9 protein-coding genes are annotated in these 16,546 nt (G+C 43.1%); 1 reads left to right on the top strand and 8 read right to left on the bottom strand.

The window, feature by feature from the left end; all coding sequences use genetic code 11:
• Window positions 1-53: 53 nt before the first annotated feature.
• The 3 genes from ABID99_RS19530 to ABID99_RS19540 all read right to left on the bottom strand — a co-directional run bounded on the left by ABID99_RS19530 (window position 54) and on the right by ABID99_RS19540 (window position 5,832).
• Window positions 54-1,862, bottom strand: a complete 1,809-nt coding sequence (locus tag ABID99_RS19530; protein ID WP_373614843.1) for a RagB/SusD family nutrient uptake outer membrane protein — start codon at window positions 1,860-1,862, stop codon at window positions 54-56.
• Window positions 1,863-1,874: 12 nt separating this feature from the next.
• Window positions 1,875-5,060, bottom strand: a complete 3,186-nt coding sequence (locus ABID99_RS19535; protein WP_373614844.1) for a SusC/RagA family TonB-linked outer membrane protein — start codon at window positions 5,058-5,060, stop codon at window positions 1,875-1,877.
• 106 nt (window positions 5,061-5,166) lie between these two features.
• The gene (locus tag ABID99_RS19540) at window positions 5,167-5,832 is read right to left on the bottom strand and encodes a DUF3826 domain-containing protein (RefSeq protein WP_188832957.1); all 666 of its coding nucleotides are present in this window, start codon (window positions 5,830-5,832) and stop codon (window positions 5,167-5,169) included.
• Window positions 5,833-6,268: 436 nt separating this feature from the next.
• Here ABID99_RS19540 and ABID99_RS19545 point away from each other — a divergent pair, with 436 nt between their 5' ends.
• The gene (locus ABID99_RS19545; RefSeq protein ID WP_354486636.1) at window positions 6,269-7,162 is read left to right on the top strand and encodes an AraC family transcriptional regulator; all 894 of its coding nucleotides are present in this window, start codon (window positions 6,269-6,271) and stop codon (window positions 7,160-7,162) included.
• Window positions 7,163-7,246: 84 nt separating this feature from the next.
• Here the strand turns inward: ABID99_RS19545 and ABID99_RS19550 are convergent, their stop codons facing one another.
• The 5 genes from ABID99_RS19550 to ABID99_RS19570 all read right to left on the bottom strand — a co-directional run bounded on the left by ABID99_RS19550 (window position 7,247) and on the right by ABID99_RS19570 (window position 16,545).
• Window positions 7,247-8,173 (bottom strand): dihydrodipicolinate synthase family protein, encoded by a 927-nt coding sequence (locus ABID99_RS19550; RefSeq protein WP_373614845.1) that lies wholly within the window; start codon window positions 8,171-8,173, stop codon window positions 7,247-7,249.
• A gap of 10 nt (window positions 8,174-8,183) precedes the next feature.
• On the bottom strand, window positions 8,184-9,740 hold the full coding sequence (locus tag ABID99_RS19555; protein WP_373614846.1) for a sodium:solute symporter: 1,557 nt from the start codon (window positions 9,738-9,740) through the stop codon (window positions 8,184-8,186).
• A gap of 480 nt (window positions 9,741-10,220) precedes the next feature.
• On the bottom strand, window positions 10,221-12,614 hold the full coding sequence (galB, locus tag ABID99_RS19560) for a beta-galactosidase GalB (protein ID WP_373614847.1): 2,394 nt from the start codon (window positions 12,612-12,614) through the stop codon (window positions 10,221-10,223).
• 33 nt (window positions 12,615-12,647) lie between these two features.
• A complete protein-coding gene (locus ABID99_RS19565; RefSeq protein ID WP_373614848.1) occupies window positions 12,648-13,769 on the bottom strand; it encodes a glycosylase in 1,122 nt (373 codons plus the stop codon).
• 13 nt (window positions 13,770-13,782) lie between these two features.
• A complete protein-coding gene (locus tag ABID99_RS19570) occupies window positions 13,783-16,545 on the bottom strand; it encodes a family 78 glycoside hydrolase catalytic domain (RefSeq protein ID WP_373614849.1) in 2,763 nt (920 codons plus the stop codon).
• Window position 16,546: the final 1 nt, after the last annotated feature.

Below are 16,546 nucleotides of genomic sequence, written 5' to 3' on the forward strand. Positions count from 1 at the left end.
CGTAATCTTCTTTTGTTAAATGGTTAGCAGGCACCCATCGTTCAATTAATTTATTATTGAAGCGGATCAAACGGCCCACCCCAGGTGTTATTTTGCTGTAAATTGATATTATTTAACAATGCCGCCGAAGGGATCCCGAAAAAGTAATCGCCCGACTGAACCGCAATGTTATAAGAATCCATAGTTTTAGTTTTAACGGTGAAAGATGTGCTGTACAGGGCATCCAATGATGTAGCTGCTAAAGCATCTCTTGTACCGGTAAGATAATCTTTACCGCTTGCGTTGTTATTAAGGGTAACTGTAAGCCCCGTTCTCTTTTTACCGTTCAATGTGCTTTCGAGCAGTTTACGGCGGCGAAGGTCCCAATAGCGTTTACCCTCAAAGGCAAATTCAATTTTACGTTCATTCATGATAGCGTTGATCATCTGATCAGGGCTCATGCCTGCATCTAAACCGTAAAGGTTATCGGCACCTGCTTCAATACCGGCACGTTTCCTGATAGCTGTTATATTGGTATAACCGGTAGTTACGTTGCCTAACGCTGCGGCACATTCGGCCTGGTTCAATAAAACTTCGGCATAACGGATCTCCATCCAATCTGTACCAACATATGGTGTATTTGCCACACTGACGTTAGGGTCAATAGCTTTGCGCAGGTAGAAACCTGAGCCTGTTGCCGATGCCGGTTCAGTGGTTTTAACACCGGAACCATCCGCTTTATTGTAATAAAAGTAAGTCCACAGGCGATAAGAGCTATTGCCGTTTATAGGCCAGTTACAACCGTTGTAGGCAATAGTTTTGTTAAACCTTGGATCGCGGTTATCAAAAAACTTTGCATCATCATATGTATACTTTAACGAGGTACCTGGTGCTTTTCCGTCAAGCATCGGGTATGATTTTACAATATCCCATGTAGGTTGATTGGAACCGCCTTTAGTACCTAAATAGGCCGGACGGGTCGCGTTATCATAGGTATTGTTATTCTGGTTTTGATCGGTTGATGACGTGTTAAAACCTGTTATTAAAATTGCCTCAGGATTGCTGCTGTTTTCGGTAAACCACATATTATCATACGAAGGGTTTAAACCGTAGTTATTAGCGGATAATATCTGCATTGCCTTATCATTGGCGTCTGCAGCTGTTTGCCAGCGGGCTGCATCGTTGCTGGGGTTAAATTGAGGACTTGCATAAGTTAGCAACACCCTTCCTTTAAAGGCAGCCGCAGCAGCCGATGAAATACGACCGTAATCGCTGCCACTCCATTTGGCGGGCAGATATTTTATACAGCTGTCCAGATCGCTCACAATTTGTTTAAAACATTCTGAGGTTTTGTTACGAGGCAAAAGCGCCGCGTTTTTGGCGTCCTGACCAATAGCATCAAGCGGTTTTAATACCAATGGAACACCTCCATATAACCTTACCAGGTCAAAATACCTGAAAGCCCTCCAAAAATAAGCCTGTGCTTTATACCTGTTTTTGGTAGAGGCAGGCAAGGTGCTGGCGTCGAGATCCTGCAGGGTTTGGTTAATGTTACGGATCCGGCCGTAGTTATTGCTGATATTCACCGAGGTACCGATGTCACCAACAGTTTCGATGGTAACCGTGCCTTTTACGTATGCGTTATCGCTGTAAAATTCGTCGCATTTGTCGCCTCCGCTGCCAATAGCGCCGCCGGTATCGCCAAACCAGCCAGGCTGGTTTGCTGTATACAGGTAATTGATGTTTAAAATAGCCACCGTTGAGTCATTAAAAATCTGGCCGGGGGTGCTGTGTGTAAGATCTTCCTTATCAAGCACTTTTTTACAGTTTGTAAACAGGGCTGATACGATCAAAGCTGCAAATATGGTTTTAAATAATTTCATGTCTTTCAAAGTTTAGAAGCCTAAGTTTAAACCAAAAGATACTGTGCGTAAGTTGGGATATGCCCCAAATGGTGATGAAATATCACGATAATGTTCGGGGAACGGGTTTACAAAGTTGATTGGGTTTGTAGCTACCACATACGCCCTTATGCTTGACATGCCGAGCCTTTTGGTGATGGAAGCAGGCAGGGTATAGCTTAAGTTAGCACTGGAGATATTCCAGGTGAAGGGGCTAACAAACCAAAAATCACTTGTAGCACTCACATCGTCCGAGTAATAAGGGTCGGGATATTTAGCATTTGGATTAGATGGGGTCCAGTGATCAGCCCAGAATACAGGCCTGTTCTGGTTAGCCGTGGCTTGTTTAATGGCGGCGCTCTCAATTGATTGGTTGCCACCCCAGCTCATTCCCATAACCACATTTAAGCTTAATGTTTTATACGCACCGCCAAAGTTCAGACCAAGATTGTAGTGGTTTGATGATTTCTTACCTAAATAAAACTGGTCGTTGAGATCGTTTTGTTTGATAACACCGTCGCCGTTTTTGTCAACGTAATTGATCATACCAGGTGAAGGCACGTAACCAAAAATCTTAACGTTTTGCGCGCCACCAGCTGCTGCGGCCCTTTCTGCAATGATCGCGTCGGCATCGGCTTGTGTACGGATAATACCGAGTGATTTGTATCCCAGTGTTCCCTGATCGCTTGATTTACCGGTCAAATCTTGAATGGTACCCACCTGCGCTGCAGCGATATCGTATTTAATGTATTTATTATCACTCCAGGAAAAGAACGGGCTAAAATTATAGCTAAAATTAGAACCGATTTTGTCTTTCCAGCTTACAGAGATCTCGTATCCGAAAGTATTGACAATACCATAATTTTCGGCAGATGGCGCTGCGCCTATAGTTACAGGAACTGAAGTGTTCAGCGATGCAAGCATATCATAGCGGTGCTCCCAGAAATAATCGGCCGAAACTGATAAGCGGTTACCCAGGAAAGCGGCATCTAAACCGTAGTTTGTTTTCAGGTCATGGTCCCAGGTTAAATTAGCGTTCGGGATAGCGATATTTAGCAGTGCGCCGAGGCCCCTGTCGCTATTGCCGCCGAAAACAGCACCGCCTTTGTTGCCGGTACCAAACTGGTAGTTAACCGCGTATAAGAATGACGGTGTATTATCAGAACCCAACAAACCTACCGAACCTCTGAATTTCAAAAGATCAACAAAGCTTACTGATTTAAAGAAGTTTTCTTTTGAAACTACCCAGCCTGCTGAAGCCGAAGGGAAATATCCCCACTGGTGGCCCGGTGCAAAGTTGGTATTGGCATCCGCCCTCATGGCCAATTCAACCAGGTATTTATCGGCGTAGGCATAATTTATCCTACCTGCAACAGCTTTACGGCCATATTCCTTCACCAATGTGGCCTGGTTTGACGATTGATCACCGATGGTGAATGTCTGGTTATCTTTTCCGCCTACAATTACTCCGTCGGCTTCGGCAGCTACACCTTCACTATATGACTCATATTGCTCATACAAAGCCAGTGCAGTAATTTCATGCGCCCCAAAACGTTTATGGTAAGTAAGGTTGGCGTTGAACTGGTAATTATCTGCCATTGTAGGGGTAAGGCGCACCCTGTCGCCATTTTTAATAGCTTTTACGCCTACCACAGTTCCTCCCGGAATATGGTTATTGTCGCCTTCGCCCGAGTATTGGTTGTAATAAAACGTTGAGCCATATTGCTTGTTAAAGGCATTATTAAGATTACGGTTGTAGCTAACATTGGCAGTTAAGCCGCTAATACCCGGAATTTCGTAACTCAAATTGGCTAAACCATTAAATACAGTGTTATTGTTACCTGTGTAGTTGTTAGAATTTTGAACAGCAAAAAAGTTAAGGTTATCGTTATTGCTGGTTCCTAAATATACAGGATGCCCGTCGATAAAATATTTTTGCCATGGTGGTGCCTGGTTAAGCGACAGAAAGTCGTTATCGGGGCTTTCGCTGGTACTTGATAGTTTATACCAGTAAATTTTGCTTTTGGCAAGATCTTCGCTCAATGACAATGACAGTTTTAAACCTTTCGCCACTTTTGCGTCGACACTGGCCCTGAAGCCAAAGCGGTTGGTATTTACGCCTTTAAAGTTGGAGTTTTGGTTTACATAATTTGCGCCTGCGAAATAAGTAACCTTATCATTACCGCCGGTTATGCTCAACGCGTTCCTGCTGGTTACTGCCGGTTTAAATGCCTGCTCCAGGAAATTTTGATTATTATTTTTAAAGTACTCAAGCTCATCCGGCGTATAATATTTTAAGTCTTTATTGCTTAAATCGCCGTTGATATAACCTTCGGGTGTTATGGTGTGGTTATACCTGGTTTGCTCAATATCATTCAAATAAGTAGCCATCTGAAAGCCCGACATCATTTTAGGAAGCTGAATTGCATCGGCAATACCTACTGATGAACTGAAGCTTACCTTTGGCCCGCCGGCCTGGCCGCGTTTGGTTGTTACAACGATAACGCCGTTCGCGCCTAAAATACCGTATATGGCAGCGGCTGCATCTTTCAATATCGAAATGTTCTCCACCTCACTTTGATCAAGCAGGTTGAAATCTGCTTCACTACGTTGTACACCATCAATAATGTATAATGGTGTTGTACTACCGCCATTCTTTGCCAGGAAAACAGGGTTACGGATAGTGATGGTTCCGCTTTGGCCTGGCCTTGCAATACCACCGGTAACACTTACCGCAGCATTGGTTCCGCGTAATGCGGCAGCAAGATTAGTGGTTGGTATATCCTGGATAGTTTTCATATCCACCGCGGCAACAGCACCTGTTAAGTGGACCTTCTTTTGAGTACCGTAACCTACTACCACAACCTCATCGAGGGCATTTTGTGATGGTACCATTTTAAAGTCGGCATTCATTTCGCCAATCTTCAGTGTTTTTTCCTGGTAATTGTATCCAAGAAATTTAGCCCCAACCACAATGGCCTGCAGATTAGTAGCCTTAATTGAATATTTACCATCGGCATTGGTGATAGTACCTGTAGTACTGCCCTTTACCTGGATGGCAACCCCTGGCAGGGGAGCACCTTTTTCGTCCGTAACCGTACCTGTTATATTACGGTCCTGGGCTTTTAGCGCGCTGCCTAAGCACAGCAACACCGAAAGTAAGAGGAAAAGTTTTCTCATAAACTTGATAATTTAATTTTCATGATCAGGTTAATTAATTAGTATAATTGGTTTGCCCGGCTAAAGCTTATTTCATGATACCGGGATATTTAGGTTAGTTCAAAAATTATTGTTTTGCTGCCTGCCGCTCTTTGATCCGTTTTTGCCACTCTTCACCCTCCTTTTTCATATCGTAGCCCTGTGCGGATAGGTAATTATTAATGCGGCCCTTAAACTTCCCAAACCAGGCATGTTTTTTCTCTGCCGATTCGGCATCTATAGCATTCTCCCTGGCTTCAAGCAGCCATCCTTTAATTTTGTCTTTTTGCTCCCCGGTAAGGGTAGGTATTTCATCCTGGTAAGCGGTATAAGTGATTGGATAAATGCGGTAGGTCATACCGTCTTTTATTTTATCAACCTCATCAGCGCTTAATTCCTTATTCAGCTTATTGATATATGAGGTATGTAAAACCTTAACCTGCTTAGCCACATTACTATCTACAAGGGCGATTTTGGCATTGGCACCTGCTTTATCATCGGGCATCTGGGTTTTAATATCATTTACTTTCGCTTTACGCGCATCATAAATGGTGTTCAAATCACTGTATTGGGCAACTACAATATCACGCACTTTCTTAAATTTTACCGAGTCGGTAATGCCTGCTCCTGTAACAATTTTATTTGAACGTTCGGTTATAACTTTTAGGTAGTTGTTATCCACTGGTGCCTGCGCGAAAGCCTCACTGATTGCAACTGATAATAACAATATCACTATGTATTTAAAGTGTTTCATGGTTGTTTCAATTGGTTAAATTCTTTACAGTTTTTATAAAAGCCCTTAAAAAAGTATATGGTGTCCTGCAATTTTTTTTACGCAATTAATTGTTCATATCACAATTAATTAACTGTTAAAATCTTGTCAGTTCTAAAAGCCTGATAAAAAGTATAATTAATTTTATTGGTTTATATTTCCTGGTATCCTGCAGCCTGATTTACAAGTTGCTTTAACAAATATCAATGGTTAGCCTTTGCCTTTCCTATTTGTATTTATCTATTTATTATACAATCTTATCATAACCCGCTTTTCGTGTTAACGTAATTTTTTGTCAAAAGAAAATTACATTGGTGCAAATTGAGTTTGATTAAAAATTACTACTTTTAAAATATAAACCAGCGCGACGCATACTTAATTGTCCGCTCACCTGCTAATCTTTATTGATTTTTACAAAATGAAGCCCCATTTTCTCAAGGTCGCGGTTAAACCGCAAAATTCATTCAGTATCAGGCATGATATTTTGCCCACCTTCCGGGGTATCTGGCACTACCATCCCGAGCTTGAATTACACTACGTAATAAAGGGCGAAGGGGTTAGGTTTATTGGTGATAATATCAGCAATTTTTCGCCAGGCGAAATTACATTGCTGGGAGAGGCCCTCCCACACTGCTGGCGGTGCAAGGACGAATATTTTTTACCTGATTCCGGGCTGAATGTTGAGGTGATCGTGATCCACTTTTTGCCCGACTGCCTTGGTCGTTATTTGTTAAATTTACCCGAAGCGTTCATGCTGCCCAAGTTGTTTGAGAAAGCTAAAAGCGGAATGGTAATTAAGGGCGAAGCAAGAACCGAACTGGCCAAACTGATGCGGCAGGCAGCGGAAGCCACCAACCTCGACAGGATCATTATCCTGCTATCCATACTAAAAGTACTGGCCGAAAATGAAGATTTTGAACCGATAACTTTATCACACAGCGATTTTCACCAATCTAATGAGTCGGACACCATTCGCCTTAATAAAGTATGCTCCTATACGCTGGCCAACTATAAACAGGAGATCAGCCTGGAAAAAATAGCGGCCATTGGCAACCTCAGTGTCACCTCCTTTTGCCGATATTTTAAACTGATGACCAAGAAAACGTATTTTGATTTTTTAACCGAGATCAGGATCAGTCATGCCTGCCGGTTTTTGATTGAGGACAAATTACCCACCGAGGTTTTGTGCTTTGAATGCGGTTATAACAACATCTCTAATTTTTACCGACACTTTAAACGGGTTACCGGCATGACCCCGCTTGAGTATAAACGCCGGTATATTAAAGGACAAAAGCAGGCGATTTCTGCTTAGTTTGGTTAAGTCTCAAGTCCTTAGTCGAAAGTCTTGAGTCAAATCATGACTTCTTACTTAGAACTTAAGGCTTTCGACTTAAGACTAATCAATACCTATCTCACTTTGCAACATAGTATAACTACTATACAGATCCTCGATCTTATTGCGGATGGCTGGCGAAAAGTAGCCAACATCGCGCCGGGTGGTGGTAGATATTTTCAAACCGCGTTTGGTAAGATAATATTTAGCAATAACCGGGTAAACATTATGCATCACATCCATATTTTCGGTTAGAAATTCCTGTACCATGGCAACCTCATGCTGGCGCGATGCATCGGCATAATGATTGCATAACCAAACAATAAGCTCAGGGAAGAAATTCCCCTGGATACATGACAATCCCGCCGAACCTGCTTTAAGCGATTCAACCGCATGAACCATGTAAGCATCATACAAACCAAAAGCTGAGTTAATTTTACTTGCCTCCAATTTCTGTTTTACCACGTCAATTTTAAGACAGGTATCTTTATGATATATTACCCTGCCTGTTGCTGCAAAATGATGAAGCTGTTCTGCCGATAATAACCTTTTGTATGGCACGGGACATTCGTAAAACCCTAAAGGAATATTTTCTGTTTGATCAAAAAGATCAAAAACGCGATCATTAAGCGCAGTATCCGGCTCATTTGCATCGGCCATTAAACTGGTAATAGCAATTACCGCTGAAGTGCCGGTATCATACACCCTCTTTATAAAATCAGCTTGCTTTTCAACCGGGCCACCAAAGGTACCGGTAGCTACAACAGGAACAGCGCCATCAACAGTTTCAACCACGTGTTTGATAATTGCTAACCGCTCCTCACCGCTCAGTTCAAACATTTCGCTCGAGAGGCAATTGGCAAACACACCGGCCGCACCCGCGCGCAGGTACATTTCGGTTAAGCGGGTCAGCGCTGCATAATCAATAGCACCGTTATCTTTAAAAGGCGTTAACATTACCGGGATAAAACCCTTTTTTGATTGTTCCATTTGATGATTATTAAACTGTTAACTGCCTTGTTTTGGTTAAAAATATTCCTGTTAAAAATATAGCGAGGGTACCCGCAACAATGATCATGTTGGTATTGAGCGTACTGCGAAGAACGGCGTATTGCTCGGGAATGAGTGACGGAAAAGTAAGCCAAAGGATCACCAAAACACCTATGATACTGGCAATGATGGCCTCATGGTTACGGGTTTGCCTGCTGATAATGCCCAGCAAAAACAAACCGAGCATACCTGCTGCAAAAATCCCCGAAAGCTGCCACCATAAATCAAGAATACTTTTTACCCCTATCATGGCTATGCCTGCCGCCATGCCTGCAAAGCCAAAAAGTACGGTACCAATGTGCAGGACGTTCAATGTATTTTTATCATTGAGTTGCGGCTTAAAGTAGCGTTTGTAAATGTCGATGGTAAAAACAGTAGCTGATGAGTTCATGCCCGAACTGATGGTGCTCATGGCAGCTGATAAAATAGCAGCTACAATAATACCAACCAATCCTGCCGGGATTTTGGTAACCATAAAATGCGGCATGATCTTATCACCGTAATCGGCAGGGGTTAATTTGTTCATAAATGCCGAAACATCGGTTGCCGAAGCCGTTGCAGGCAGGCGCTCGATAGCTACCTGGTGCTTAAGGCTTAAGATCAGATCAGGATGCTGGCTGTAGTAAGCATATAAGCATGACCCTATTACAAAAAACAGGAAAGAAGCGGGCACATAAATACCAACACAAAGCCAAACTGATTTGGCAGCCTGCTTAGTAGATGTAGCCGCATGATAACGCTGGATATAATTTTGATCCATCCCAAAATTATTTAGATTGATGAAGAAACCGTAGAACAGGATCACCCAAAAAGTTGGTTCGGTAAGGTTCAATGAAAAACTACCCAGACTGAATTTGTGATCAGCTTTGCCAATTTCTACGATCTTATCAAAGCCGCCGGGGATGCTGTTTACCACCAAATAAATGATCAGCAGCGCTCCTAAAGTCTTGATGATGGCCTGCACAACTTCTGTCCAGATCACAGCTTTGATCCCTCCTGATACTGTGTACAGGATAATAGAGATTCCCATTACCACCATAATGGACTTCATAGACAGACCGGTAAGCGCCTGCAGACTTAACGCTATACCAAAAAATACAGATCCCATGCGGGCTATCTGCGTAAGCAAAAAACAAATAACCGCATAAACCCTGGCCCATGGACCAAAGCGTTTTTCGAAATGTGTATAGGCTGAAATATTGCCGGTATTACGATAAAATGGTATAAAATATTTTACGGCTATCCAGGCTGCAAATGGCATCGATAAGCTAAACACAAAAGCGTTCCAGTTGCCGCCGTAGGCTTTGCCGGGTACCCCTAAAAAGGTGTTACTGCTTAAAAAAGTAGCATAAATTGATAAACCGATAGCCCAGCCCGGTATTAAACCAGATGCAACGGTGAACTGCTCGGCATTTTTATTTTTACGCGAAAAATAAAAACCCACCAGCACCATAGCTATAAGGTAAATACCTATAATGGTAAAATCTAACACGGGCAACACTTTCATGCGTTAATCGGGTAGTACAGTAAATTTAATGTTATGGTTTATAAATTGCATAACAAATGTAACGTACTGCTGTTAGCCTTTACTGTAATATTTTCGCCTGCTATTGTAGGATATTATCACCAACAAATAAATATACAAACAAAAAACGCCGCCGCTTGGCTCCGGCTGAGTGGCAACTATTCTCCGGCCTCCGGCCGGTATACACCACACTTGTTTACGGCGGCCAGAGGCCGCTTGATAGCTGCCACTCAGCCGGAGCCAAGCGGCGGCTGCAATTTTTTTTCACTTTTTTTTAAAGAATAAAATAATCAGACCTATTGTTATGGGGATAAGGGAAATGAAATATGTATCTAAACCGATCCTTCCAGATTCACCTTCAATTTCCGGGTCATTCAGCATTCTTAAAAAGATAAAGAAAAGAACTCCTATAATTATAAAAACTACACCTGAAACTATTTTTAAGGACTTCATATTCACTCTTTATTTTTGTAATTGTAATTTAAAAGCGATACGGTTACTTTCAATAATTAAGTGAGCCGGTTTCAGTCCACCAGCCGTAGCAGTAATGGTAATTTCCCCGGCAACAGCTTTAGATTGGATAATAGCCAATCCCAAACCATTAAACAGGCGATGCTGATCAGATACAAAAGGTTCCAGATCTGTTTGTGAACCGTTATCCACACCTTTTAGTATTCCCTGCCCGGTTACTTTAAATTTCACCAACTGATTAGCATCGGGCACCGGAACGTTGTTTTTATCCAAAACAGATACGGTAATGTACGAAAGATCTTTACCATCGGCTTTAATTTTATCCCGATCTGCTTTTAGCTGTATTTTATAAGGCTCGCCCGCTGTAACCACTTCCGTTGCCAACACCACTTCACCATTACGGCGCGATACCGCTTTCAAAACTCCCGGTTCATATTTCACACGCCACATCACATGCAGATCTTCGCCATTTTTTTTCCTCACACCTATCGACTTGCCATTCAGAAATGCTTCTACTTCATCGGCATTGTTGTAATAAGCCCATACATCAATCATTTGTCCGGGTTTCCAGTTCCAGTGCGGTAAAAGATGTAAAACCGGCTTATTTGTCCACTCGCTTTGGTACATGTAATAAATATCTTTCGGAAAACCGGCCAAATCAACAATGCCAAAGTACGAACTGCGGGCCGGCCATAAGTACGGGGTTGGTTCGCCGATGTAATCAAAGCCTGTCCACACAAAAAGCCCTGAAAGAAAATCATACTTTTTGATGATCTTCCAGGTTTCCTCGTGCGTTGAGCCCCAATAGGCTGAAACATTATCGTAGGCTGATACCGTCAAATCAGCATTGCCATCCTTCAAAGGTGTTTTGCCATCTTTGGGCCAGCGTCTGATACTATCCGACGGCATATCATAATGCCCCCTTGTTGCCAGGGCCGACATATTTTCGGTACCGATAAACTTTTGACCGGGGTAGTTTTTCTTAAAATCTACATAAACCTCCTGGTGATAATTTAAGCCAATTAGGTCAAGCGCGCCCGACTGATAAATGAAATTCTTTTTAGGATCGGCATCGCTCAGTGCCGATGTAACCGGCCTGGTATTATCCAGTTGCTTTACAATTTTAACCAGCTCGCGACCAATACTTACACCTGTACTATCAAACTGTTCCCTTATTTCGTTACCAATACTCCATGCAAAAACAGATGGATGGTTACGATCGCGTAAAACCTGGTCTTTCAGGTCTTTCACATGCCATTTATCCCAATCTTCGTGGTAATCATGCTTGCTTTTTTTCTTCTTCCACATATCAAAAGCCTCGTCCATCACCAGGAAACCCATTTTATCACATAGGTCGAGTAATTCCGGCGCGGGAGGATTATGAGATGTACGGATAGCATTACAACCCATATCCTTTAAGATCTGCAATTGCCGTTCGATTGCGCGGGTATTAACGGCAGTACCCAAAGCTCCCTGGTCATGGTGCAGACATACGCCATGAATTTTCATCGGCTCACCATTTAAGCTGAAACCTTTATCTGTATCAAAGTTGAAATAACGTATACCTGTGGTAGTTGTGTAATCATCGATAACCTTATCAGCAGCAAACAACTGCAGTTTTACTTTATACAGATAGGGGTGATTTATCGACCATAATTGAGGATTGTTTACCTGAACGTTTTGTTGAATTACAGTGTCCTTTACGGTAGTAGTGACAGATCCAACAATCTTGCCATTATCATCCAAAACAGAAGCTTTAAGCTTAAACTTTGAGTTAACAGAAACCGGCAAAACCGTACGAATATAAATCTCTGCTTTTTGATGATCAACCTGCGGCGTGGTTATAAATGACGACCATTGCGGCAGATGGATTTTATTGGCAGTGGTTAGCCAAACATTGCGGTAAATGCCCGATCCAGTGTACCAGCGTGAATTAGGCTGATCGCTGTTATCAACCCTCACGGCCATAACATTTTGTTGTGTACCGAATTTGAGGTAAGGTGTTAAATCATACCTGAACGAAATATAGCCGTTGGGCCGCTTGCCTAAATAATGTCCATTGATCCAAACTTCGCTGTTGTGAAAAACGCCGTCAAAATCAATTAAAATAGTTTTAGTTTTTGACGATGCAGGGATCAGAAAGCTTTTACGATACCAGCCAACACCTGCAGGCAATCCACCCTCGGCCTGTGTAGTAGGATTTTTACTGTCGAATTTACCCTCGATACTCCAATCGTGTGGGAGCTCAAGTTTTCGCCAGCGGCTATCCTCATATTTCGCCGCGTTTGCAGCCGAATCATCTCCCCAAAAAAACTTCCAGCCGGTGTTAAAACTTTCGGTTCTGCGTACGTTTTGCGCCGATGCAAAGCCGGTTACTAAAAACATTAAACACAGCGTATATAGATAATGAAACCTCATTTATTTCGTTTTGCTTTTCTTAACAGGCGGCGCAACAAAGTTGAGCTCACTTTTACCCAGATCTTTCGACACGGCAACCGCTATACCGCGCTGATCTGCTTTGTTTACAGCACAATAAAAGTGATAAACCACGCCTTTGTATTTCACCACACACGATTTATGGGCAAACATATTATCATAAGGCTCAGACGATTGAATGAGCTTCTCCCCTGTCCAATCTGTCCAGTGCACCAGGTCATACGAGCAGGCAAAGCGGTTAAACACGCCTGAGTCGCCGGTTTTCCAGAAAGCGCCGAAATAAAACATGACATATACATTTCCTATTTGCTGAATGTACGGGTCGCCGGTAATACCGTCGCCGTGATTCAATACCGGGTCTTTACCGAAGCGTTTCCAGTGCAGCATATCATCAGACACAGCCATGCCAATGCGCTCCGCTCCTCGCTTTTTATTAACGCTGTCGCCATTGGCGTTGTAGTACATAATGAACGGGTGACCGGTTAGCTTCTTTTTATCCCAGATCATGGTTTGTTTGTATTGCGTATGGTTATCCCACCAGCTTACATCTTTATCAATACTTGACAATACCGGATGATCTAATCCCTGCCACTCGTGAACCGTACCCGGATCTTTATCGGTAGAAGCCACACTTATGGATAGTAAACCTTTCTCATAGCCTTTGCTTTGCCCGCCAAAATACGATAACCAATATTTGCCATTATACTGCTGCAATTTGTATGATCCACCCCATTTATAATCCTGCAAACCGACATAACCGGCTTTTTGGTTATTGTCCCATTTGGTAGTATCGTCCGAAAATGAAAGGATGCGGCTCCGTGTTTTCCAGTGCAGCAGGTCCCTACTATCGGCCAGCCAGGTTTCATAACCCCGACCGTTAAAAATAATATAGCTCATATACCAGCTGTTACCCTGGCGAAAAACCGTAGGGCAATCAGCCTTTTGGCTATTATCTTCGGGAGCTATCACCAGGCCATATTTGTAAGGCGTTTTAACCTGCTCGTAAATATCTTTCATCACCTTTTCGGGTACTTCCTGGGCATGTGCCCTAAGTAGTAACAAAGTACAGATAAGGAATGCAGATGATTTAAAAATGTGTTTCATTTTAGTTTTAATATTATTTGGCGATAAATGTGTAATTACCCGATCCCACCTTGATTTCTGCTTTTCCATCGTGATAGCCGATAAACTTAAGATCATGGCGGGTTTTGATATTTTGCCCATCTACCATAACAGCGGCATTGCTTTTTACGGGCAGAAAAATACTTGCGATAGTATTTGCGGGGATTTTCACTTCTAATTTAAACTGCCCCTGGCCCTTCGTCCAGCTGCTTGAAATATTGCCATAGGGCGATTGATAATTAGCCTTAGCCCAGGTAACGTTGCCTACTGTTTCTGGTCTGATCTCGATTTTATTAAATGCGATGGCATCATCTGCCGGACGGATCCCGGCCAGACCGCTGTAAAACCACTCCATCAGGTGCCCCAACATAAAATGGTTGTTGGATACCGAAGGCAATGCCGCCCATGATTCGGTTAAGGCTGTGGCACCGTGAGCCAACTGATAACCATAGCCAGGTACATCCGCACGACTGTTCATATCGTAGATCACATCCGAACGGCCCTCATCATCCAGCACGCGCAGCAGGTAACGGTAACCAATATCACCGGCGGTAAGGGCATTACCACGGTCGCGGATGTCTTTTACAATATTGTTAACCACAGCAGTTTTATATTGTGGTTCAACCAAACCGGCATAAACCGACATAGCGTTGGCAGCCTGGCTGCCTGTGCCGTATTGTTTAGTGTCAGTATTAAAAAACGTTTTGTTATAGACCCGTTTAACTTCAGCAGCCAGTTTTTTGTATGATGCTGCATCATCGTTTTTGCCAAGCAGCGTAGCTATTTTTCTGGCTATATCAAGGTCATAATAATACAGCGAAGTTGCCGTAATTCCTTGTGGTGTTAACTGCGAAACGCCGGGAGGATTTGGACCAAGATCATACCAATCGCCCAAACCCTGATACAGCAAATGATTTTTTGATTTTTTGTCGAGATAAGCCAGGTATCGCTTGATCATATCATAGTTCTGCGTAAGCACCTCTTTATCGCCGTACCACTGGTACACATACCATGGCAGGATCACCGCGTTGCTCCCCCACTCAGGCGAATCGCGGAAAGGCTCGTCAAACTTTACATATTCAGGCGAAATTTCGGGGATCAGCCCATCTTCTGTTTGAGAAATACACATATCGTTAATACACTTGCGGGCAAGGCCCACGATATCATAATTGTAATGCAGGGAGCTGCCGACTAAATGCGCTTCTTCCAGCCAGCCCAGTTTTTCGCGGTGAGGGCAATCGGTAAATACGCTGGCCATATTACTTTTCATGGCCCAGTCAATCAGTTTAAACGTTTTGTTAAACAGCTCATTTGAACAGGCGAAACTGCCCACGGTTTCGGCACTGTTACGGGTGTGCAACCCTTTAATATCAACGATCACGGGTCGCTTCGATACATTGGTTTCTCCTTGGGGAACAGCGCCCTGCGCCTGCAAATACCTGAAACCGTAATAAGTAAACAAGGGGTGCCAGGTTTCAACAACGTTGCCCTTCAACACATAATCATAATAATGTGGACTGCCGGAAGCTTTCTGATTAGCGCTGCCATCTTCATTCACCAATTCGGCGGGGATAATACGCACGGTATCTCCTTTTTTACCTTGCACAGTAATTTGCGGGATTCCTGAAAAGTTCTGGCCCAAATCATAGATCCATGCACCATTAGCAAGTTGCTTTTTATTTTGAGGCTTCAACGCCTGCATAATTTTCAAAGGCTCGGCCATTTGCGCGTTCAATTCGGGTATGCCATCTACTTTAACAACATTTCGCCATTTTAAGTCGTCAAAATTGTTGGTATTCCAACCCGGTTGCTCAAGGTTAGCGTTATAATCCTCGCCACCATAAATGCTGCTGAAAGTAACCGGCGAAGGTGCCGTTTTCCATGAGCCATCACTAACAACATTTTCTACCTTGCCGTTATCATATTCCAGCATCAAACGGCAAATCATTTTAGGATAACCAAAGGCACCGGTGAGCTTGCGATAACGCTTATCCCGCGGGATATAGTAAAATCCGTTGCCCAGCATTACGCCTATGGTATTTTTTCCGGCGATAAGCTGCTCAGTTACATCAAAAGGCGCATATAGTGCCTGCTTATCATATTTTGTCCACCCGGGATCAAGGAAATGATCGCCAACTTTTTTTCCGTTCAAACTCAACTCAAAATGGCCTAACCCACATAAAAAAAGTGTAGCTTTTTTTAACTTCTCTTCCACATTAAATGCCTTCCTAATCAAAGGCAAAACATCATTAGCAGCACCCAATTTTTTGGGCCCTTTGCCATGATAAAAGGGAACAATGGCCGATGAATCAGGTAATTTATCATAAGCTATCCAATCGGCACCATGCCAGTCTTTTTTTATAAGCAGGCCCATTTGCCAGCTGGCAGTATTACTCCATGCCGATGCTTTGCCATGGTTGTCCCAAACCATTACCTTCCAGTAATATGTTTTTGCGGCTTGCATAGGCTTACCATTACATGAAACCTGCAGCGATGCACCGGATGATACCTTTCCCGAATCCCATATATCGGCAATATTACTTTTGAGTTTAGCAGCGTCACCGGCAACCAAAACCCGGTAAGCGGTTTGCAGGGTGCTGTGGGCATCGCTTTGCATTTGCCAGCTCAGCTTTGGCTTAAGCGATTCGATACCCAACGGATTGGTTTTGTACTCGCATTGCAGGTTTAACACCTTCAGGCTTTGCGCAAAAAGGCCGAAGGGCAGTAACAAAAACAACAGGCTGATCCTTTTTTTCATG

This window comes from Mucilaginibacter sp. OAE612 (assembly GCF_041806395.1).
Taxonomy (GTDB): Bacteria; Bacteroidota; Bacteroidia; order Sphingobacteriales; family Sphingobacteriaceae; genus Mucilaginibacter; species Mucilaginibacter rubeus.

Bases quoted from the DNA above. Each gene is read 5' to 3' on its own strand.
- ABID99_RS19565 (WP_373614848.1), bottom strand. From the start codon at position 13,769: ATGAAACACATTTTTAAATCATCTGCATTCCTTATCTGTACTTTGTTA.
- galB (WP_373614847.1), bottom strand. From the start codon at position 12,614: ATGTTTTTAGTAACCGGCTTTGCATCGGCGCAAAACGTACGCAGAACC.
- ABID99_RS19555 (WP_373614846.1), bottom strand. From the start codon at position 9,740: ATGAAAGTGTTGCCCGTGTTAGATTTTACCATTATAGGTATTTACCTT.
- ABID99_RS19535 (WP_373614844.1), bottom strand. From the start codon at position 5,060: ATGAGAAAACTTTTCCTCTTACTTTCGGTGTTGCTGTGCTTAGGCAGC.
- ABID99_RS19570 (WP_373614849.1), bottom strand. From the start codon at position 16,545: ATGAAAAAAAGGATCAGCCTGTTGTTTTTGTTACTGCCCTTCGGCCTT.
- ABID99_RS19530 (WP_373614843.1), bottom strand. From the start codon at position 1,862: ATGAAATTATTTAAAACCATATTTGCAGCTTTGATCGTATCAGCCCTG.
- ABID99_RS19540 (WP_188832957.1), bottom strand. From the start codon at position 5,832: ATGAAACACTTTAAATACATAGTGATATTGTTATTATCAGTTGCAATC.
- ABID99_RS19550 (WP_373614845.1), bottom strand. From the start codon at position 8,173: ATGGAACAATCAAAAAAGGGTTTTATCCCGGTAATGTTAACGCCTTTT.
- ABID99_RS19545 (WP_354486636.1), top strand. From the start codon at position 6,269: ATGAAGCCCCATTTTCTCAAGGTCGCGGTTAAACCGCAAAATTCATTC.